Annotated in this window: 19 protein-coding genes; 9 read left to right on the top strand and 10 right to left on the bottom strand. The window is 40.8% G+C overall.

Going from position 1 to position 20305, the window contains the following annotated elements; all coding sequences use genetic code 11:
- Window positions 1-5 precede the first annotated feature (5 nt).
- The 3 genes from I6F45_RS13200 to I6F45_RS13190 form a co-directional block, all read right to left on the bottom strand.
- On the bottom strand, window positions 6-1211 hold the full coding sequence (locus I6F45_RS13200) for an aspartate aminotransferase family protein (RefSeq protein WP_165728288.1): 1206 nt from the start codon (window positions 1209-1211) through the stop codon (window positions 6-8).
- A 379-nt stretch (window positions 1212-1590) separates the two neighbouring features.
- Window positions 1591-2751 (bottom strand): HDOD domain-containing protein, encoded by a 1161-nt coding sequence (locus I6F45_RS13195; RefSeq protein WP_024593401.1) that lies wholly within the window; start codon window positions 2749-2751, stop codon window positions 1591-1593.
- A gap of 43 nt (window positions 2752-2794) precedes the next feature.
- Window positions 2795-3376 carry an anthranilate synthase component II gene (locus I6F45_RS13190; protein WP_101164425.1) on the bottom strand — a complete coding sequence of 194 codons (582 nt, stop codon included), beginning with the start codon at window positions 3374-3376 and terminating at the stop codon, window positions 2795-2797.
- A 551-nt stretch (window positions 3377-3927) separates the two neighbouring features.
- Here I6F45_RS13190 and I6F45_RS13185 point away from each other — a divergent pair.
- Window positions 3928-4170 (top strand): YdcH family protein, encoded by a 243-nt coding sequence (locus I6F45_RS13185; protein ID WP_165740579.1) that lies wholly within the window; start codon window positions 3928-3930, stop codon window positions 4168-4170.
- A 62-nt stretch (window positions 4171-4232) separates the two neighbouring features.
- On the opposite strand, the gene I6F45_RS13180 is transcribed toward I6F45_RS13185, so the two are convergent.
- Both I6F45_RS13180 and I6F45_RS13175 read right to left on the bottom strand, forming a co-directional pair.
- The gene (locus tag I6F45_RS13180; protein WP_165740578.1) at window positions 4233-4589 is read right to left on the bottom strand and encodes a putative quinol monooxygenase; all 357 of its coding nucleotides are present in this window, start codon (window positions 4587-4589) and stop codon (window positions 4233-4235) included.
- A complete protein-coding gene (locus tag I6F45_RS13175) occupies window positions 4589-5419 on the bottom strand; it encodes an SDR family NAD(P)-dependent oxidoreductase (RefSeq protein ID WP_197160758.1) in 831 nt (276 codons plus the stop codon). The genes I6F45_RS13180 and I6F45_RS13175 overlap by 1 nt, the downstream gene beginning before the upstream one ends.
- Before the next feature lie 267 nt (window positions 5420-5686).
- On the opposite strand from I6F45_RS13175, the gene galE reads away from it, so the two are divergent.
- From galE to glpD, 7 genes are all read left to right on the top strand, one after another.
- On the top strand, window positions 5687-6700 hold the full coding sequence (galE, locus tag I6F45_RS13170; protein WP_197160756.1) for a UDP-glucose 4-epimerase GalE: 1014 nt from the start codon (window positions 5687-5689) through the stop codon (window positions 6698-6700).
- Window position 6701: 1 nt separating this feature from the next.
- On the top strand, window positions 6702-7766 hold the full coding sequence (locus I6F45_RS13165; protein ID WP_197160754.1) for a UDP-glucose--hexose-1-phosphate uridylyltransferase: 1065 nt from the start codon (window positions 6702-6704) through the stop codon (window positions 7764-7766).
- Complete coding sequence (galK, locus tag I6F45_RS13160) at window positions 7756-8904, top strand: galactokinase (RefSeq protein WP_197160752.1); 1149 nt, start codon at window positions 7756-7758, stop codon at window positions 8902-8904. Before I6F45_RS13165 ends, galK begins: the two co-directional genes overlap by 11 nt.
- Window positions 8905-8923: 19 nt before the next feature.
- On the top strand, window positions 8924-9928 hold the full coding sequence (locus tag I6F45_RS13155) for a Gfo/Idh/MocA family protein (protein ID WP_165740573.1): 1005 nt from the start codon (window positions 8924-8926) through the stop codon (window positions 9926-9928).
- Between the two features lie 29 nt (window positions 9929-9957).
- Entirely contained in the window at window positions 9958-11280 is a 1323-nt protein-coding gene (locus tag I6F45_RS13150) for an alpha/beta hydrolase family protein (protein WP_165728297.1), read from the top strand.
- Window positions 11281-11487: 207 nt separating this feature from the next.
- A complete protein-coding gene (glpK, locus tag I6F45_RS13145) occupies window positions 11488-12984 on the top strand; it encodes a glycerol kinase GlpK (RefSeq protein ID WP_032826852.1) in 1497 nt (498 codons plus the stop codon).
- 214 nt (window positions 12985-13198) lie between these two features.
- On the top strand, window positions 13199-14704 hold the full coding sequence (gene glpD / locus I6F45_RS13140; RefSeq protein ID WP_197160750.1) for a glycerol-3-phosphate dehydrogenase: 1506 nt from the start codon (window positions 13199-13201) through the stop codon (window positions 14702-14704).
- 79 nt (window positions 14705-14783) lie between these two features.
- Here glpD and I6F45_RS13135 read toward each other — a convergent pair whose 3' ends face one another.
- Window positions 14784-15734: a 2-dehydro-3-deoxygalactonokinase gene (locus I6F45_RS13135; RefSeq protein WP_197160748.1), complete on the bottom strand. Its 951-nt coding sequence runs from the start codon at window positions 15732-15734 to the stop codon at window positions 14784-14786.
- A gap of 3 nt (window positions 15735-15737) precedes the next feature.
- Entirely contained in the window at window positions 15738-16496 is a 759-nt protein-coding gene (locus I6F45_RS13130; RefSeq protein ID WP_165728300.1) for an SDR family NAD(P)-dependent oxidoreductase, read from the bottom strand.
- Between the two features lie 186 nt (window positions 16497-16682).
- Here I6F45_RS13130 and I6F45_RS13125 point away from each other — a divergent pair, with 186 nt between their 5' ends.
- Window positions 16683-17384 carry a FadR/GntR family transcriptional regulator gene (locus I6F45_RS13125; protein WP_165728301.1) on the top strand — a complete coding sequence of 234 codons (702 nt, stop codon included), beginning with the start codon at window positions 16683-16685 and terminating at the stop codon, window positions 17382-17384.
- 374 nt (window positions 17385-17758) lie between these two features.
- Here I6F45_RS13125 and accC read toward each other — a convergent pair whose 3' ends face one another.
- The 3 genes from accC to aroQ are packed head-to-tail and all read right to left on the bottom strand — an operon-like array spanning window position 17759 to window position 20077.
- Entirely contained in the window at window positions 17759-19099 is a 1341-nt protein-coding gene (accC, locus tag I6F45_RS13120) for an acetyl-CoA carboxylase biotin carboxylase subunit (RefSeq protein ID WP_165728302.1), read from the bottom strand.
- Window positions 19100-19125: 26 nt separating this feature from the next.
- On the bottom strand, window positions 19126-19584 hold the full coding sequence (gene accB, locus I6F45_RS13115) for an acetyl-CoA carboxylase biotin carboxyl carrier protein (protein ID WP_007580042.1): 459 nt from the start codon (window positions 19582-19584) through the stop codon (window positions 19126-19128).
- Between the two features lie 40 nt (window positions 19585-19624).
- The gene (aroQ, locus tag I6F45_RS13110) at window positions 19625-20077 is read right to left on the bottom strand and encodes a type II 3-dehydroquinate dehydratase (RefSeq protein WP_197160746.1); all 453 of its coding nucleotides are present in this window, start codon (window positions 20075-20077) and stop codon (window positions 19625-19627) included.
- Window positions 20078-20305: the final 228 nt, after the last annotated feature.

The following is a 20305-nucleotide window of genomic DNA, read 5'->3' as shown; positions in this document are numbered from 1 at the left end:
GTCGCTTATGCGTTTACTACGCTTGCTACTGCTTTTTCAAAGCGTGCCATACCTTCGCGAATGTCCGCTTCAGGAATTACTAAAGATGGAGTGAAACGTATTACGTCTGCACCAGCAACTAATGACATAAGGCCTTGCTCAGTCCCTGCCACTAAAAACTCTTTTGCACGACCTTTATATTGCTCGTTCACTACTGCACCAATTAATAAACCTTGGCCACGGATTTCGCTAAATACGTTGTATTTGTCGTTAACCGCAGTAAGTAGTTCATTAAATAATGCTGCTTTAGCTTTTACGCCAGCAAGTACTTCTGGGGTATTTACTGTATCAAATGCAGCTTCTGCAACAGCACACGCAAGCGGGTTGCCGCCATAAGTAGAACCATGAGTACCTACTTTAAGATGCTGTGCAATTTCAGTTGTTGTGATCATAGCGCCAATAGGGAAACCGCCGCCAAGTGCTTTAGCTGAAGTTAAAATATCAGGTACTATGTTTAAGCCTTGGTATGCGTATAAATCGCCAGTACGGCCAACACCTGTTTGAACTTCATCAAAAATAAGCAGTGCGTTATGTTTAGTACATAAATCGCGAACGCCTTGAGCAAACTCGTCAGTTGGTGAAACAATACCGCCTTCACCTTGAAGAGGTTCCATCATTACGGCACATGTTTTATCGCTGATAAGCGCTTCAAAAGCAGCTAGGTCGTTGTAATCACAATGTACAATGTCGCCAGGCTTAGGACCAAAACCATCTGAATATGCAGCTTGGCCACCAACAGTTACGGTAAAGAATGTACGACCGTGGAAACCTTTGTTAAACGCGATGATTTGTGATTTTTCTGCGCCAAACTTATCAAGTGCAAAACGACGCGCTAATTTAAGCGCTGCTTCGTTTGCTTCTGCGCCTGAGTTGGCAAAGTAAACTTTTTCAGCAAATGTAGCATCAACCATTTTTTTAGCTAGGCGAAGTGCCGGCTCATTGGTCATTACATTTGATAGATGCCAGATTTTTTCGCCTTGCTCTTTTAATGCGCCTACTAATGCAGGGTGACAATGGCCAAGACAGTTAACTGCAATACCACCAGCAAAGTCGATAAACTCTCGACCTTGTTGATCCCAGACGCGAGAACCTTCGCCTCGAACAGGAATTACGCTTGAAGGTGCGTAGTTAGGAACCATTACGTGATCAAATAATTCGCGATTGACTGTCATTTTATTTCCTCTTAATTGTGAGCAACACAAAACATCAAAATAGGTGTTTGGTTAATATTTGTAACCAACTTTATAGGCAAGATCAGTAACCTGATAATTGCGCAAAATTGCTTTGTGGTTCAATTTTCAGACGCACATTATTTCAGAATTACTTATATCTGTCTCGTTAAAAACTTTCATGTATCCCTTGAAAATAAAGGGCTAAAGATATTATTTCATAGATAGTGAATAACTATTTGCATAGCTATTTATGCTTATTTTTAAACAACTAACCGCATGAGCACCAAGGCGCGCATGCTTTAATCGGCAAATATGCAATATAACAATAGAGTGAGAATGAATGGTTAGTCGCAAAAAAATTAACAAAAAATTCAGATTTTTAGTCAATTTGAATAGCTAAATTGGTAAAATTACTCGATTGAAGGGTTTTTAGTTCCGTTTTAGTGAACTTAAAGTACGAAAACCAGCTTAGAGTTTCATCGGGCTCAATAAGTTGATGCTCTTTTAAATTAAGATATTGAGAGTAGCAACGTGCCTTTAGCATTACTTCTGTTAATGGCAGTAATGTATCGCCTTTATCTACCCCATTTACTAGCTGCTGCATTACACCTTTAAACGGTAAATATTTAAAAGCCATTTTGTCTATTACTTTGGCGCTTACTTCTATCGACTTATTGCTAAGTAGAGTGGTTAAAAATAACGGGTCGGGCTGTAGCTCTAATAATGCGGTGTGCAAATCTTTTTGGTTTTCATTTCGGGCTAACTGCACTTTGCGTTGCCATACTTTCTCAAACGTTTTTAAGTACAAGCGCACTAATGCAATTCGTCCTACATCTAAAAGCATTCCAAGGGTAAATGCATGTACGTCATTCACATTATTAATTTGTGCAATTTTTTGCGCTGCAATCGCGTTTGCCATCGCGCTGTCGCGTAGCCGGCGTTTTAATAATGAAAATGGTTCGGTGCTATGTGGCATCCAATGACGCGCTGCAAATGTAGGAATCACTAGCTGTAAGTTATCAAGGCCAATATAACGAAGGGCAAGCGATGGTTTATCTACTTTTACAGACGTGTTTTTACTACGTTGATTACGGTAGTAAGGTAAATTAACAAGCGTTACTAATTCTCTACCCAACCAGCTTATATCATTAACCAGTGGCTCTAAACGCCCTACCGATGCCGACTTTACAGCTAATATATCGAGTATATTGGCAATGCCATCTTCAATACCTATAGTACTGTGAATTACGCCATCTATATCTTCAAGCTGCTTATATATAGCTGTTTCAATTGTTTTGTGCAGTTGCTCACTCGCTTGAGCGCGGTACTTATGATGTGCAGTACTGCTTTGCTGGCGTTTATTCTGTGCGGCCACTTCAACCTGAAGCAAAGTACGTTGCTTCATGGGTTCGCCGTAATCTATATCTAATGTATGAATGAAACCAATTTGCTGATGCGCAAAGCTGTGCCCAAGCAATAGGTCATGAGCCCGTTGGCTTAGTATTTTAGCAGTACGCTGTTGCGCTACAAGTTCAGTCATGACATCCATTAATAAAGTATTAAATGCTCTGTGTATTATAACATTAGAAGCGAGTTAAAAAGTTATCAAGCAGTTCTAAGCCTTGATCAGTTAGAATAGCTTCGGGGTGAAACTGCACACCTTCGATTGCTAGTTCTTTATGAAGTAACCCCATAATTTCGTCAAACTCGCCTTGCTCAGTCTGAGTCCATGCGGTTACTTCAAGTTCTTTAGGTAGAGTTTGTGCTTTAACCACTAAAGAATGATAACGACATACTGTTAACGGGTTAGCTAAGCCTTTAAACACCCCTTTATTAGTGTGAACTATGGGTGATGTTTTACCGTGCATTACTTTTTTAGCACGTATTACATCTCCCCCTAAAGCTTGCGCGATAGTTTGATGCCCCAAGCAAATCCCTAAAATAGGATATTGCCCTTTTAGTTGCTCAACAACATTTAACGAAATACCCGCTTCGTTAGGCGTGCATGGCCCCGGCGATAACACGATGTGTTTCGGGTTCAACTGCTTTATTTGTGCAATGCTTAGCTCGTCATTACGTTTCACTAAAACGTCTTGATCTAAACGCTGAAAATATTGCACTAAGTTGTAAGTAAACGAGTCGTAGTTGTCGATCATCAACAGCATTACACAACAAACCTTATAAATTATTGACCACTTACTTCACACAAGTGGTACTAAGCGCTGCATTCTACCACTATTAATTAACCAACATAAATTAGCAAAAAGCGTTAAAAATTAACTATTTTAGCTAAAATGCTTAAAAGCCTTTAGCAGGTATTGGTTTACTTAACCTGAACTCTGGTTAAGAGATTTATTAACGTATTGAATCATGGTGATATTTAAATTTATTTTCTCTAGCCAGAGATTCCTTGCAGCTTGAGCAATAATATCGAACCCTAAGCTTTTTACGAGTAGTTAATACTCCTATTTAGGCTGTATACCCCAACAATAAATTATTGACCTCTAAAGTACATGCGTTTATTGATCGCTCTATTAAATACTTTAGTGAAATACCTTACTGAGCAAAATAAACAGATTGTTTGCGCTACATCAAATTAGCGGCTCAATGGTTGAATTATATCTATGTAAGCCCCAGTGTATTATATGAAAGGCAGTAATTCACTTATACAACTCACTTACTTGTGAGCTCATTTATATCCTACTAAGGAGCGAATATGTTAGGCGAAGACCACTCACTCACTAATGACTTTCCAGAGTATTTAAATACCATTGCCAAGCTAAATGAAAGCGATACTGAGTTTGCAAAAAAAGCAGATAAGTACGATAAGCTAGACAAAGAAATTAGAGTGTTAGAGCTCAAAGATGCGCCCATAAGCGATGAGCAAATGCATCAGCTAAAACACGAACGTACAGAATTAAAAGATTGGCTATACGAGCGTTTGCAGCAAGAGCAGTAATGCCACTAAAAAAAGAGCTCACTGATGAGGTGAGCTCTTTAGAGCAACAATGGGTATTTTTTCTAAAACTTTACAAAACCACCTACTGGTTTCATAAATACAGTGCTTAGGCCTGCAAAGGCTTGCGCAAACTCTTTTGATAGTTGACTAAATACCGTTATTTTATCCATATCAACTACGCTTAAAAATAGTGGGCCACTTTTGTCCCAACCAGCAAGGTGCACTTTAGCAGCATCTTCATCTTGGTAACGCTCGTAAATATGTACACTGCGTTTGTCTTCACTTACTGTCCACTCATACATTAAAGTGCCGGCTTCACTTTTAGCCAAAGCAACTAATTGCGCCATTATCAATAAAAATTCATCGTATTTACCTTCTTTAATTTGGCCTTGTACTGTCCAGGTAACATGATTTTTCATTATGCTTTGCCTAATTTAAGTTGTGCTAAAATACTGTCTAACGTATCTACTAGTTGTTGATTTTTAGCATTATTAAGTGCATCAACATGAGGAAGCGCAAAGCGTCCTGTATCGTTATCAAAATACAGACCTGCGGCATCTTTAAATTCATCCCTAAGCGCTGCGCGACAAAAAATATCTGCGCCAATTTTTAAATCGCCGCCATCTATACCGTAAGCGTCTTTTACCATTTTACTTCCTAGTAACGATTTAGGGTTTACCGATACAACTAATGGCCCAGTATCTTTAAGCTCCAGCCCTAAATGACGCGACCACATAGTAATAGCCAATTTACTTTGTGCATAAGCCGCACTATCAGAAAGTTCAGTGTTACCTATAAGTGCATTTAAGTTAACGCTTGATTGCGCAGCTGATGACACATTAACCACTCGCGAATCATGACCAAGAACAGGTAACAATAGTTTTGTAAGAAGATATGGCGCAATCGTGTTTACAACAAAGCGAGCATCAAGGCCGTCAATTGTTGTAGCATCAACTAATTGATAAACGCCTGCATTATTAATAAGTACGTCAAGCTGGTTATTATTTTCGGCCAAATCGGCTAATACATTTTTTGCCAAAGTTTGAACTTGGCTCATATCGCTTAAATCAGCAATATAAGTATGTGTACTTGCATTTGGGTATTGCTCGGTTAAAGCTACTTGTAGCGCATTTAGCTTTGCTTGGCTGCGGCCATGTAATAATACGGTGTGACCTTGTGCTAATAACATCTTTGCAGTTTCTAGCCCAATGCCATCGGTAGCACCGGTAAGTAAAATTGTTTTGTTCATGTTGATCTCTCCTTACTTTATTTTCGCTATATTAGCATCCCGACTTACTGCTGATAATTAGGCCAATAGTTGAATCAGTTTATAGAATTAATTGATAAAGCTAAGCCTATGTTAGTTAATATAAAAGCATTCCTTTAAAAGGCAGATGAGTGTTTAAGCTGAATATTTTTTATGCTTTTATTTGAATTACCCAACAATCATAACTATTGTTTTTAAACCACCTTAATAGTAGTATTTATCATATAAATACACTTTTCGAGAAAACACATGAAAGTTTTAGTTACTGGCGGCATGGGTTACATAGGTAGCCACACATGTATTGCATTGCATGAAGCGGGCATTACACCTGTTATTTACGATAATTTGTCTAATGCTAGCCCTCGCGTACTTGACCAACTCGAAAAGATTACTGGTACTCGATTTGAGTTTATCCTAGGTGATATTCAAGACGAACAACAATTTAAGCTTGCTCTAAAACATACTCAAGCTAAGGCTGTATTTCACTTTGCTGCTTTAAAAGCCGTTGGCGAATCAACTGAGCAACCACTGCGTTATTATCAAAATAATGTGTCGGGTACATTAAGTATGTTACAAAGCATGCAAGAAGCCGATGTTAACCACATTATATTTAGCTCATCAGCTACTGTGTACGGCGAGCCAGACTACCTCCCTATTGACGAAAAGCACCCTATACGCGCAACTAATCCTTATGGTTGGACTAAAGTCATGGTTGAACAAGCCATGCAAGACGTATGTAATGCCAACAGTCAATTTATGGGTATTGCGCTTCGTTACTTTAACCCAGTAGGTGCGCACCCAAGTGGTTTATTAGGTGAAAGCCCTAATGGTATTCCTAATAACTTAATGCCATTTATTGCTCAAACGGCGGTAGGTAAACGCGACGTGGTTAATATTTTTGGTGACGACTACGACACTGAAGATGGTACGGGCGTACGTGACTATATTCACGTTTTAGATTTAGCTAAAGGCCATGTGGCGGCATTTATGCAGCATAAAACAGATACCGCCTTTCATGCTTACAACCTAGGCACAGGCCAAGGTTATTCAGTGCTTGATATGATTAAGGCATTTAGCGCATCAGCTGGTAAAAATATTCCGTATAAGAGTGCACCGCGCCGTGCAGGCGATATTGCCTGTAACTACGCCGATGCCACAAAAGCGCAAAACACACTTAACTGGCACGCAGAACTAACACTTAGCGACATGACCAACGATACATGGCGCTGGCAAACTAATTACCCTAGTGGGTTGGAGAGTTAACATGGCTTTATTAGAAAGTACTCACAGACGTAAAAACCCACTAACGGGTCGTTGGGTATTAGTGTCACCACATCGTAATAACCGCCCATGGTTAGGCGCAACAGAAGCAGTAAACGAAAGCGTACTGCCTAAACACGATGAAAGCTGCCCACTTTGCCCAAGTAACACCCGTGCAAATGGCGATAGCAATCCAGATTACAAATACACACATGTATTTAGAAATGATTTTGGTGCACTTACGCCTAATGCCAGCGAGCAATCTCAAAGCTTAGAGTCAGACAGCGATTTATTTGTTGCCGACGAAGCAAGCGGCGAATGCCGCGTAATTTGTTTTTCTCCAGAGCATAATAAAACACTACCAGAGCTTAGCCAAAACGCATTGCACGAAGTAGTAAAAACCTGGAAACAAAATTACACAGAGCTTGCACAGCAGTACGAATGCGTACAAGTTTTTGAAAATAAAGGCGAGATCATGGGTTGTTCGCAACCTCATCCTCACGGCCAAGTATGGGCTCACTCGCATTTATCAACCGAAATAGAAGCCGAAGATAACCAGCAGCTTGCCTATTATAAAAAGCATGGCACAGCCATGCTTGCCGATTACGCGCAAAAAGAACAAGCAGATCAAACACGTGTTGTATTTGAAAACGAACATTGGCTTGTTGTTGTGCCATTTTGGGCAGCGTGGCCGTTTGAAACAATGCTAGTAACTAAAGACAATATTCAAAACTTTAGCCAGCTAAACGATGCGCAAACCGACTCTTTGGCTCAGGCACTTAAAGTATTAACCACTAAGTACGACAACGTATTTAATTGCAGCTTCCCATACTCAATGGGATGGCACAATGCACCGGCTAACAGAGGCTCTGATGAGCAACATTGGCGTTTGCATGCACACTTTTATCCGCCGCTACTTCGCTCTGCTACTGTTAAAAAACACATGGTAGGCTACGAAATGCTAGGCGAAAGCCAACGCGATTTAAGCGCAGAAACCGCTGCTTCTATTTTAAAAGCAGCCAGTACAACACACTATAAAGATACAGCAGGACACACAGATGAAGCTTAACGAATTCCAACAACAATTTTTGTCACTGTATGGCGCGCCTGCTCAAGGTATTGCAGCAGCACCGGGGCGTGTAAACCTCATTGGCGAATTTACCGACTACAACGACGGTTTTGTTTTACCGTGTTCGTTAGAGTTTCGTACCCAAGTAATGTTTAAAGAGCGCGACGACAATATTATCACTGTGCATTCTTTAAATTACCCAGGCGAAAAAGACAGCTTTAGCGTTGATGAAGAAATCACTGAAGGCCAATCGCAATGGGGTAACTACATTCGTGCTGTTACTTACGTTCTTAAAAGAGCGGGCTACACACTGCGCGGCGCCGACCTACTTATTGACAGCAACTTACCGCAAGGTAGTGGCTTGTCGTCATCGGCCGCACTAGAAGTTGCTGTAGGCGGTATGTTTAACCATATTGCACAGCTTGGTTTAAGCGAAGAAAAAATTGCATTGCTAGGCCAAGAAGCCGAAAACGACTTTATGCATTGCCAATGCGGCATTATGGATCAGCTTATTTCAGCTAAAGGCGAAAACGGTCATGCGCTATTAATCGACTGTGAAAACCTAGCGACTAAATCAGTAAAAGTACCGGATGATTTAAATATTGTTATTGTTAACTCTAACTACCCACGTAAATTGGTAGATAGCGAATACAACCAGCGCCGTATTGATTGCGAACAAGCTGCTGTAAAAATGGGTGTAAAAACACTTCGCCAAGCAACCATGACTGGCCTGCAAGCAGTAAAAGCGACATTAAGCGAAAACGAATACAAACGTGCACACCACGTAATTAGCGAAAACGACCGTGTAATCGCAGCAACAACTGCACTACAAAATAATGATATGGATGCACTTCGTACGCTAATGGCTGCATCGCATCAATCGCTTAAACACGATTTTGAAGTAACCGTACCTGCAACCGATGGCCTAGTAGAAATTTGTAAAGAAGCGATGGGCGAGCTTGGCGCAGTTCGTATGACGGGTGGCGGCTTTGGTGGCGCAATTGTATGTTTGTGTCGTGATGCTGAAGTACCACTAATTAAAGCAGCGGTAGAAAAGCATTACTTTGAACGCTTTAATTTAAATGCTGATATTTACGTATGTTCAGCGGGTTCAGGATTACAAATTACGTCTTTTTAAATAAACTTAAGGAATAAGCATGGCAAAGGTTAATTGGGGAATTATTGGGTGTGGCAATATAGCTCACACCTTTGCTAAAAGCATTGCGCATTGTAGTGATGCACAGCTTATTGGCGCGGCTTCAACGAGTATGCAGCGCGCTAAAGAATTTGCCACACCGTACAATATTCAAGGCTACGAGAGCTATCAAGCACTTATTCAATGCCCAAACATTGACGCTATTTATATTGCCAATACGCACGATCAACACTTTAAAACAATAGCCCAATGCTTAACACACAATAAGCACGTGCTAAGCGAAAAACCAATTACCGTTAATGCTAAGCAATTGCAAAACCTCACTGAGCTTGCAAAACAACAAAACTGCTTTTTAATGGAAGGCGTTTGGATGCGGTTTTTACCAGCCATAGTAAAATTACAACAGCTCCTAAGTGAAGGTGTTATTGGTAATGTGCACAGTGTTAATGCCAACTTTAGTTTACCTGGCAGCTTTGCCGACACTCACCGATTAATGAACCCTGTAAAAGCCGGTGGCGCCCTGCTCGATTTAGGTATTTATCCTATTTCGATTGCTGATCTGGTATTTAATAAAGCCCCTGAACATATCAAATCCTTTGTACATAAAAGCACAACCGGCGTTGATGAGCGAAGCACTGCTATAGTTGATTACGGTAACGGGCAATTTGCATCTCTTGCTAGCGCACTGCAGCAAAATGGCCCAACAGAAGCATGTATTAATGGTGAGCTTGGCTATATTCGAATACCTCAGTTTGTAGGTGCAAAAACGCTAGAGCTACACATAAACGACCAAGACCCGCAATACTTTGAATACGACTTTAGCGACGATGAAAATTTTAAGTTTGAAATTGCACATGTCACGCAGTGTATATTACAAAAACAAACCCAAAGCAGCGTGTTGCCCCTCGGTACTAGCTTACGAGTTATGAACATAATGGATACCTTACGAGCACAATGGCAGTTGCAATATAGCAATGCCGTCGAGTCGGCTGAACTGACTAATTAAAAAATAAAAATACACAACAAGGACACACAATGACACACACACTCAAGGCGCTTTCAAAAGCCATATTACTTGCTACGTGCAGTTTATCTGCCAGTGTAGCTGTTGCTGAATCTAATAAACCAGAACAGCTATATCCGCCAATCACTAGCGAAGTACTGCCAGAGCTTGCAGCTAAAGGTAGCTACAATGTAGGTGTGCAAACACTTGATTTAGTTAACCCTGCGCAATTTGACCCCGCTACACAAGGCCAAAAAGATCGTCCTTTAAAAGTAGAAGTGTGGTATCCGGCTGCAAATACGGCAAAAGCGCCACTTACCAGCTACAAAGATGAAACTCGCTCAGGTAAAGAGTTTACTTTGCAAGCCGATGCAATGCGTGATGTCGCCATTAATAATAAAGAACACTACCCTGTGATAGTGCTTTCGCACGGTTATACCGGTTACCGTACAATTATGTACTACCTTGGCGAGCATTTAGCGTCGCACGGTTACATTGTGGTAGCTATTGATCATACTGACTCAACCAATGCCGATGTTGATTTTAAAAACGCGCCATTCTCTGGCTTTTTTAGCACGCTTGTAAATCGCTCACGCGATCAGCAGTTTGTTATTAATTACTTTAATGAGCAAAACAACTTTGCAAGCAAGCAAGTAGACAACAAAAGCGCAGGCGTAATTGGTTACTCAATGGGTGGCTATGGCGCTGTAAATACGATAGGTGGTTGTTACGCTTTTAATGAGCAAACTACGGCTATGTTTACGGGTATGAAAGACCCTGTTCAAATTGAAAAAGTACAGCAATTACTAAACAGCTGCGCTGGTGGGCAATATCAAAACCCAAAAGTAGACCCACGTATAAAAGCGATGGTGGCCTTTGCACCATGGGGCGGACAGCACGCTATATTTGATGCCAAAGCAATGGAAAATATTAAAGTACCTTCGCTTTATGTAGCCGGTAACTTAGATGACATTTCTGGCTATGAAGGTATTAAAAACCTTTATAACCAAACAGGCAGCAAAGATAAGTACATGCTTACTTACAAAAATGCACGCCATAATATAGCACCACACCCAGCCCCTGCTATTGCACAAAGCAGCAGTGAGCTAGATATAGGCCATTACTACGAGCCTTCGTGGTCTATGCGTACACTAAACGAAATCAACAAACACTTTGTACTTGCCATGATGGATTGCCACGTAAAAGGCATAGCCAGCGAGTGTAAATACTTAGATTTACCACAAAACGGCGACCAAGCTGTTGTTGATGGTAAACCGCTGCCACAGTGGCGCGGGTTTGATAATCGCTTTTCTACCGGTATGGATTGGCAACAAGCTAAACCTCACACCAAGTAATAATAAACTTTAAGCGGCTGTTTTAATCAATAGCCGCATACGCCCTTAAAATAATGCAAAAATAAAACGCCTTTTATATAAAAGAGTTACCAGAAAATATTAGCGTGTTTATTTTTTAATCTGCTATTTTAAGAAAAAACCATTGCCATTAACTTCGGTTAAAGGCAATCTAGTCATATATAAGATAAGATAAATAACACAAATATCATGTCCAAATACATACTCTCAATTGATCAAGGAACCACAAGCTCTCGGGCCATCTTGTTTACAAAAGATGCAGACGTTTTTGGTACAGCACAACAAGAATTTTCGCAGCATTTTCCACAAAATGGTTGGGTAGAACACGACCCTAACGATATTTGGCAAACAGTGCTTAGCACTAGTCGCGAAGTGTTAACTAAAAACGATGTAAAGCCTGAAGAAATTATTGCCATTGGTATCACCAACCAGCGCGAAACCACTTTAGTGTGGAACAAAAAAACAGGCAAAACAATTTATAACGCTATTGTATGGCAAGACCGTCGCACAAGTGACTATTGCGAAAGCCTAACAACTGATGAGCTTTGCCAAACGATAAGCGAAAAAACAGGCTTATTGCTCGACCCTTATTTTTCGGCCACTAAAATTCGTTGGATTTTAGATAACGTTGAAGGCGCACGCGAACAAGCCCTTGCAGGTGAGCTCGCCTTCGGTACGGTTGACACTTACCTACTTTGGCAGCTAACAGGCGGCAAAGAGCACCGCACCGATGCAACCAATGCATCGCGCACCATGTTATTTAATATTCATACCCAGCAGTGGGATCAAGAGCTTTTAGAGTTATTCGATATCCCAGAATCTATGCTGCCAGAGGTAATGGATTCAGCTGACGAGTTTGGTTCAACCAGCGCTGATATTTTTGGCGCGCCAATTCGCGTATGTGGTATTGCAGGCGATCAACAAGCTGCGCTTGTTGGCCACGCATGTTTTGAACAAGGCATGGCTAAAAGTACTTACGGTACTGGCTGTTTTTTAATGCTTAACACTGGCGAAAAAGCACTGACCTCAGAAAACCGCTTACTGACCACTGTTGCTTATAGATTAAACGGCAAGCCAACTTACGCCATTGAAGGCAGTATATTTATGGCTGGCGCAACTATGCAGTGGATTGTTGAAGGCTTAAAACTACTTAGCCATGCTGGCGAAAGTGAATCGATGGTTAAAGATGTACCGCTCGATCATGGTGTATTTTTAGTGCCTTCGTTTACGGGTTTAGGTGCTCCTTATTGGGACCCTAATGCACGTGGCGCTATTTTAGGGCTAACACGCGATTCGGGTATTAGCACCATAGTTGCCGCAGCGCTGCAATCAGTTGGTTACCAGACCAAAGATTTACAAAAAGCGATGGAGCGTGATGGTCTTCGCCCAAGTGTGCTTCGTGTAGATGGCGGTATGGTAAAAAATAATTGGGTTATGACCTTTTTATCAAACATTTTAGGCGCAACAGTTGAGCGCCCAACTGTGACCGAAACCACTTCTTTAGGCGTAGCATATTTAGCTGGCTTACAAACAGGTGTGTACGAGTCGACTGAGCAGTTATCTAAAATGTGGACATGCGACCGTCGCTTTGAGCCAACCATGAGTGCCGACGAGCGTAACGATCTATACGCAAAATGGCAGCACTGCGTAGCTCAAGTATGCTTAACGAATAAAAACTGCCCATAGTAAATACTAAGTGGTTAAGGCTAATACTTTAACCACTTTGCTTTTTTAACTTAGCTAAATGCTAGATTTAAAAAGCATGCTTTACTGCTTTAAATTGAAAATGGATTGGCGTCAAAATTAACGAATAAAAATCTGGGTTTTCTATTGTCAAATGAAAACAGCAGCTTTATGATGCTTATGTCTTATTTATATTACAAATAAAAAGGTTAGCTCGGTGGAATTAGCAGATAACGAATATGACTTACTAGTCATCGGTGGCGGTGTAAACGGCACTGGAATAGCAGCTGATGCAGCAGGCAGAGGATTAAAAGTACTCTTGTGCGAACAATCAGACCTTGCCTGTGCAACATCTTCAAACAGTTCTAAGCTGATCCACGGTGGTCTGCGCTACCTTGAGCATTACGAATTTAGATTAGTAAAAGAAGCCCTAGCAGAGCGAGAAGTGCTACTTAAAAACGCACCTCATATTATGTGGCCGCTAACCTTTAGATTGCCGCATCAAAAGCATTTACGCCCTGCGTGGATGATTCGCATTGGTTTGTTTATGTATGACAACCTAGCGAAACGCGAAACACTAGCGGGTTCTCGAAGCATTAAATTTGGCGAAAATAGTGTTTTAGAACCCTCTATTACCAAAGGGTTTGAATACTCTGATGGCTGGGTTGACGATTCTCGCTTAGTCGTTTTAAACGCCCTTGCAGCGCAGGAAAAAGGCGCCGTTATTACCACACAAACTAAGTGTGTAAATGCTAAACGTGAGCAAGGTAAATGGCAGGTAACGCTTGAGCAGCAAAAGAGCAAAGCTAAATACACCATTTCTGCCAAAGGCATTGTTAATGCTGCGGGTCCTTGGGTAGCTAAATTATTTGATGAAGCCCTAACAGAAAAATCACCACAAAATATTCGCCTTGTAAAAGGTAGCCACATTGTAGTGCCTCGCATTCACGATGAGAAACAAGCTTATATTTTACAAAATAAAGATCAGCGTATTGTGTTTGTTATTCCGTTTGAAGATGACTTCTCACTTATTGGCACAACCGATGTAGAACACAAAGGTGAAGCACAAGACGTTAAAATTAGTGATGAAGAAATTGATTACTTAATTGATATTACTAATACCTACTTTAAACAACCGATTAAACGCGAAGACATAGTACATACCTTTTCAGGCGTACGCCCATTACTTGATGACGAATCAGTTAATGCACAAGCCGTTACTCGCGATTATAAATTAGAGCTTTCGAGTGATGCTAAGCAAACACCTCTACTGAGTGTGTTTGGTGGAAAAATTACAACTTATCGCAAACTTGCCGAAGCTGCGGTTAATAAGCTTGAAGACTTTTACCCACAAATGAGCAAAGCGTGGACCAAGCATAGCTCGCTCCCTGGTGGTGATTTTAGCTCTGTAGAAGCACTTAAATCAGAGCTAAAAGCAAAATACGAATGGCTACCTGAAATAACACTTAAACGCTTTGTACGCACTTATGGTACTCGTGCTAAAAATATATTAGGTAATGCAACTGGGTTGAGTGATTTAGGCCAAGATTTTGGCCATGGTTTATTTGCAGCAGAAGTAGATTACTTGCTAAATGAAGAGTGGGCAGAAAACGCATACAATATTTTATGGCGCCGCAGCAAATTAGGACTACGTTTTAATGAGGCACAAGTTGCTGCGCTCAATGATTACATTGAGCATAACCAAGCAGCTAAAAGCGCTTAACTAAATTATATAGCTGCTTTTAACTGCAGCTATAATGATTTCCCGTAACCCCTTTATAATTTAACCGTTATAGAGGGGTTTATTTTTTTGACTCTAAATTAAATAAATAATTAAAACCGCTAAGCGTGGCTGTTTTAATATCAAACTCAACACACTTAACACCAATTTGTTTAAGCGCTGTGGTAAAACACTTATTAAGCTGCTTTGTGCCAATCACCACAACTTGTGTATCACTTAATAATTGCCACTCGCTTGCATGGCGAGCTGCTCGTACATCACTGCCAATTAATACACCCGACAAATAGGCTTTAGCTTGTACTGGCGTTAACTCCTTTGAAAGCTGGCGTGTACGCACACTAAAAATACCATGTGCCAAGTTACCGCTATCACTACCTAAAGTTAGCTCACAGCCTTGCTCAAATGCTTTAAAGTCAAACTCACCTTCTGCACAGTCGTTAGGAATTAAAACACTTTGGTGACATAACAAATCATATAACTCGCCGGTCATGGCTGTTTTAAAGCAAATAATTTCGCCGTTGTTTATAAGTACCCATTTAGTATGTGTACCAGGCAAACATAATAATATTTTACCTTGTTGATACTGTGGATTTTGTTTTAAAAACCCTAAAATTTGCAGCTCTTCGCCGCGCATTACATCAAACAAGCCGTTTTGCAGCGTACACTTTGTGCCAGGTAACGCTTTAATAATATGTCCATCGCAATCAAAGCTAATAGCCGCATTAAGGAGCTCTTCGGGATTAATTGGGCATTCTAAATAAGGGGTTTTGTGCCAGCCGATGCTTGAGGTAATTTGCCCTGCAATATATATAGGTAAACTGCCATATTCTTGCTTCCACACTGCAATGGTGTCGATTAGGGTTTGCTCAAAATTTTGATTCGCCTTAACAACGCCAGGGCCATCACGTTGTGCTAATAATTTAAGTGTTGATTGCGCTTGTACTTCGCACAAATAAGCACGTAAATGGCTCGTGCCCCAGTCAACAGCAATAAAAAGAGATGAATTAGCCAAGCTTTAAAGCCTCCCACCGTCGATTTTAATACTCTGCCCGGTGATCATACTGCTTTCATCGGCGGCTAAAAAGAGTGCCAAATTAGCAACATCTTCAGGTGTTACTAATTTTTTAAGCGCCATGGCTTCCATCCACTTAACTTGCTCTTCTTCGGTAAACCAACTTGCTAGTTGACGGTCGGTGGCAACCCACCCTGGTAAAATAGCGTTAACGCGAATACCAAACTCTCCATAATCGCGAGCCAATGCCTTAGTCATACCAATCAACCCTGCTTTTGCTGTTACATAACCGGCCATTTGTGGCTGGCCCATAATCGCGTTAATAGAGCTAAAGTTAATGATACTGCCCGCCTTATCATCTTTCATAAAAGACATAGCAACTTGAGAAGCAAAAAAAGCAGGGTTTAAGTTTATTTGTAAGCACTGATCCCAGTCTTGCACTGTAACGTCTTCGCTTGCTTGCCGGCGGTCGTTCGCTACATTATTAATTAATATATTTATTGCACCAAAAGCGGCGCATGCATCTACAAGTGATTGCTGAAGTGCATGCGAGTCAGTAACGTCCACTTGTCTGTACCATAATTTGGCATCGGGTAATTCGCTAATAAGCGACTGTGCAGCCTTATCATCAATATCAATAAACGCTACTTTTGCATTTTGGTTTACAAAGGATTTAACCATTGCTCTGCCAATGCCTGATGCACCACCGGTAATAAAAACAACTTTGCCAGAAATACTATGATATTGAGCTAGGGTGTCCAAATTAAACTCTCCAAACAACAACTTACAATAGTGTTTTGCTTATTAAAAACGCCAATAGACGTTATAAAGAACCAAAACGCTGTGCTAAAATAATTAGCCAATTAAAACTTTATATCATATCCTTAAGTACATTAATATGATATATGATATATAATAAAGCAATATATCAACTCGGAATCCTGCGCAATGAAAAGCCAACCTCGTCAAAATTTAACACAACAATTAACCCACGATTTGGGCTTTGCTATTGTGCGTGGTGTTTACCCTGTAAGCGAAGGCCTGCCTTCTGAAGCCGATTTATGTATAAAGTACGATGTGAGTCGCAGTGCTACTCGCGAAGCGGTAAAAATGCTCTCTGCTAAAGGACTTATTTCATCTCGTCCTAAGCAAGGTATTCGCGTACTACCAGAAAGTAGCTGGAATATGTTTGACACCGACGTACTGCGTTGGATTTTAAGCAGTAAGCCATCTTTATCATTATTAAAAGAGTTTACTCAAGTACGTGTCGCGCTTGAGCCACAAGCAGCCGCGCTTGCAGCAGTAAATGCCACTGCTGAACAGCTAGCTGAAATTGATAACGCCTTAGCTCGTATGGCTGAAGCTGACGAAGGCTTAGACGACCCACTAGAAGCTGACATTGCTTTTCATACCAGCATATTAGTGGCCAGTAATAATCGCTTTTTTGTACAGTTAACTGAGTTTATTAGTACTGCGCTTAGAGTAAGTATTCGCTACACAAACCACATTAAAGGTGTACCGGGCGCAGACGTGGCTAAACATGCTGATATTTTAGAAACCATAAAGTCACGCGACCCTGAACGCGCAAAAAAAGCAGTAGAAACAATTTTAGAAGAAGCACTACAGTTAATTGAATCTAAATTAGTTTAATGCAACTTTAGCTAAGCATATTTTATAAATATTAAGTCCATCAAGTTTACTCTTTGCAGTACATTCGATGGACTTTTTTATTACCTATAAGGCTTAAATTATACCAATTCGCTTAATTAAGTGATCTATTTTGAGGATGAAAAAACGTGTTGATAGCTAGGCAAAAAATTCGCTATTCAGTTGTTCTAAATGAGAATTTTTTAACGCAGGTAGCGACACGTTTAGCCCCTAAAAATGATTAAGTATTATTGCGGATTGGTATTTCAGGCATTAAAAAATCCGATATCAGTCACCTGATATCGGATTTTTAATTATTTAAATCAGATTAATAACTCTGGTTATTAACTGAGATAAAACACCTTTTTAGGCTCGAATTATAATCCTAATTTCTTCTCAAGATAGTGGATGTTAGTACCACCATTTTTGAAGTTTTCATCTGCAAGAATTCTCTTATGCAAAGGAGTATTAGTTTTAATTCCGTCAATTACCAGCTCGTTAAGTGCATTGCGCGCGCGAGCAATAGCTACGTCACGGTTTTCACCGTAAGTAATTAACTTACCAATCATTGAATCGTAATGTGGTGGAACCGTGTAGTCAGCGTAAATATGGCTGTCCCAACGAATACCTAAACCACCAGCAGGATGGAAACGTGTAATTTTACCCGGTGAAGGAATAAACGTTTCAGGATCCTCAGCATTAATACGACACTCAATAGCATGACCACGAATAACAACGTCGTCTTGAGTGAATGATAAAGGCTGACCCGCTGCAATTTTTAATTGCTCTTTTACTAAATCGATACCAGTAACCATTTCGGTTACAGGGTGTTCAACCTGAATACGTGTATTCATTTCGATGAAGTAAAACTCGCCGTTTTCGTATAAAAACTCAAACGTACCCGCACCGCGGTATCCAATTTCGATACATGCACGTGTACAGCGCTCGCCAATGAATTTACGCGTTTCAGCAGTAATTCCTGGTGCTGGCGCTTCTTCAACTACTTTTTGGTGACGACGTTGCATAGAACAATCACGTTCACCTAAATGTACTGCATTACCTTGGCCGTCTGCTAATACTTGAACTTCGATATGGCGTGGGTTTTCAAGGAATTTTTCCATATAAACCATGCTATTACCAAAGAATTGCTTAGCTTCTTGCTGTGTTAATGCAATTGAATCAATAAGTTCAGATTCGCTGCGAACAACACGCATACCACGACCACCACCGCCACCAGCGGCTTTGATGATTACCGGGTAACCGATACGCTTAGCGATTTGCATGTTGCGTTCTTTATCATCTGATACCGGGCCGTCTGAGCCTGGTACACATGGAACGCCTGCTTTACGCATTGCTGCAATAGCAGACACTTTATCACCCATAAGGCGAATAGTGTCGCCACGAGGACCGATAAATACAAAACCACTTTGCTCAACTTGGTCGGCAAAATCAGCATTTTCTGCAAGGAAACCGTAACCAGGATGAATCGCTACAGCGTCAGTTATTTCAGCCGCAGCAATAATGCGCGGAATATCTAAATAACTTTCAGTTGCTGATGGTCTACCAATACAGATGGTTTCATCTGCAAGCAATACATGCTTAAGATCGCGATCTGCCGTTGAATGCACAGCAACCGTTTTGATCCCAAGCTCTTTGCAGGCGCGCAATATACGAAGTGCAATTTCACCTCGGTTTGCAATGACTACTTTATCTAACATTAGAGTTGGCCTTTTAGGTTACGCTATTATTCAATGATGAATAGAGGTTGATCAAATTCTATTGGCTCGCCATTTTCAGCTAAGATAGCTCTTACTGTACCGGCTTTATCTGATTCAATTTGGTTCATCATTTTCATAGCTTCGATAATACAAAGTGTATCGCCAACTTTAACTTGCTGACCAACTTCTACATATGCTGGCGCTTCTGGAGAAGCCGCAGAGTAAAAAGAACCAACCATTGGTGATTTAACTTGATGACCAGTAGGTTCTGCTGGTGCTGCCGCTTCAACTGCTACAGGAGCCGCTGCAACTGGTGCTGCTGGCGCTGGTGCATATTGCTGTGGAGCAAATTGCGGGTAACCTGGGCCTGCACTCATGTTGTTGCGGTTAATACGTACTGATTCTTCACCTTCAGTGATTTCTAGCTCAGCAATACCTGATTCTTCTACTAATTCGATAAGCTTCTTTATCTTGCGAATATCCATTACACGACCCGCCTGTTAGTTGTTTGTGTGTTAATTTAAATTAAATTGCGCTTTGCAACCGGCTCACAGCGGCATTCAATGCTGCGTGATAACCCATTGCGCCTAATCCACATATCACGCCTTGTGCCACATCAGAAAAATACGAATGATGGCGAAAAGCTTCACGTGCGTGCACATTACTTAAATGCACTTCAAAAAACGGAATATCAACACTTAGCAATGCATCACGTAATGCAACGCTTGTATGCGTAAATGCAGCAGGGTTAATTATTATGTAATCAACCGCTTGCCAAGCACTGTGTATTCGTTCAATGAGGGCTTGCTCACTATTACTTTGAAAATGCGTTAACTCAACATCTAGACTATTAGCAGCACTGGTTAGCTCCTCCATAATCTCACTCAGCGTCTGAAAACCGTATTTATCCGGTTCACGTTTACCAAGCATGTTTAAATTTGGACCATTTATAACTAAAAGGTTAAATTTTGCAGCCATAATACGCGATATATCCTATAAGTAATGAGTTAAGCGGTTACTAACTAGTTTTTCACTTTTAAGTAAGCAGAAAAAGCAATGTAGCAACAATTTCTCACGTTAACCAACTATTATAGTGATTTCGACGTAAATAGCAGCAAAATACTGGTCTTATCAGTGTCGTGGGTACAAATATAAGAAGAATTAAGAAGGTGCCACTTAGTCAATTCAAGTGGCACTATTGCACTA

The sequence above is a fragment of the Pseudoalteromonas sp. SWYJZ19 genome (assembly GCF_015864375.1).
Taxonomy (GTDB): Bacteria; Pseudomonadota; Gammaproteobacteria; order Enterobacterales; family Alteromonadaceae; genus Pseudoalteromonas; species Pseudoalteromonas arctica.
The sequence above is the reverse complement of the archived record's forward strand: the minus strand, read 5'-3'. Positions and strand labels throughout refer to the sequence as shown.

Excerpts from the sequence above, each read along its gene's own strand:
- I6F45_RS13155 (WP_165740573.1), top strand. The coding sequence starts at position 8,924 with ATGGCAAAGGTTAATTGGGGAATTATTGGGTGTGGCAATATAGCTCAC.
- I6F45_RS13185 (WP_165740579.1), top strand. The coding sequence starts at position 3,928 with ATGTTAGGCGAAGACCACTCACTCACTAATGACTTTCCAGAGTATTTA.
- I6F45_RS13125 (WP_165728301.1), top strand. The coding sequence starts at position 16,683 with ATGAAAAGCCAACCTCGTCAAAATTTAACACAACAATTAACCCACGAT.
- aroQ (WP_197160746.1), bottom strand. The coding sequence starts at position 20,077 with ATGGCTGCAAAATTTAACCTTTTAGTTATAAATGGTCCAAATTTAAAC.
- I6F45_RS13180 (WP_165740578.1), bottom strand. The coding sequence starts at position 4,589 with ATGAAAAATCATGTTACCTGGACAGTACAAGGCCAAATTAAAGAAGGT.
- I6F45_RS13165 (WP_197160754.1), top strand. The coding sequence starts at position 6,702 with ATGGCTTTATTAGAAAGTACTCACAGACGTAAAAACCCACTAACGGGT.
- I6F45_RS13190 (WP_101164425.1), bottom strand. The coding sequence starts at position 3,376 with ATGCTGTTGATGATCGACAACTACGACTCGTTTACTTACAACTTAGTG.
- glpK (WP_032826852.1), top strand. The coding sequence starts at position 11,488 with ATGTCCAAATACATACTCTCAATTGATCAAGGAACCACAAGCTCTCGG.
- galK (WP_197160752.1), top strand. The coding sequence starts at position 7,756 with ATGAAGCTTAACGAATTCCAACAACAATTTTTGTCACTGTATGGCGCG.
- I6F45_RS13195 (WP_024593401.1), bottom strand. The coding sequence starts at position 2,751 with ATGACTGAACTTGTAGCGCAACAGCGTACTGCTAAAATACTAAGCCAA.
- I6F45_RS13150 (WP_165728297.1), top strand. The coding sequence starts at position 9,958 with ATGACACACACACTCAAGGCGCTTTCAAAAGCCATATTACTTGCTACG.
- I6F45_RS13175 (WP_197160758.1), bottom strand. The coding sequence starts at position 5,419 with ATGAACAAAACAATTTTACTTACCGGTGCTACCGATGGCATTGGGCTA.
- I6F45_RS13200 (WP_165728288.1), bottom strand. The coding sequence starts at position 1,211 with ATGACAGTCAATCGCGAATTATTTGATCACGTAATGGTTCCTAACTAC.
- galE (WP_197160756.1), top strand. The coding sequence starts at position 5,687 with ATGAAAGTTTTAGTTACTGGCGGCATGGGTTACATAGGTAGCCACACA.
- accB (WP_007580042.1), bottom strand. The coding sequence starts at position 19,584 with ATGGATATTCGCAAGATAAAGAAGCTTATCGAATTAGTAGAAGAATCA.
- accC (WP_165728302.1), bottom strand. The coding sequence starts at position 19,099 with ATGTTAGATAAAGTAGTCATTGCAAACCGAGGTGAAATTGCACTTCGT.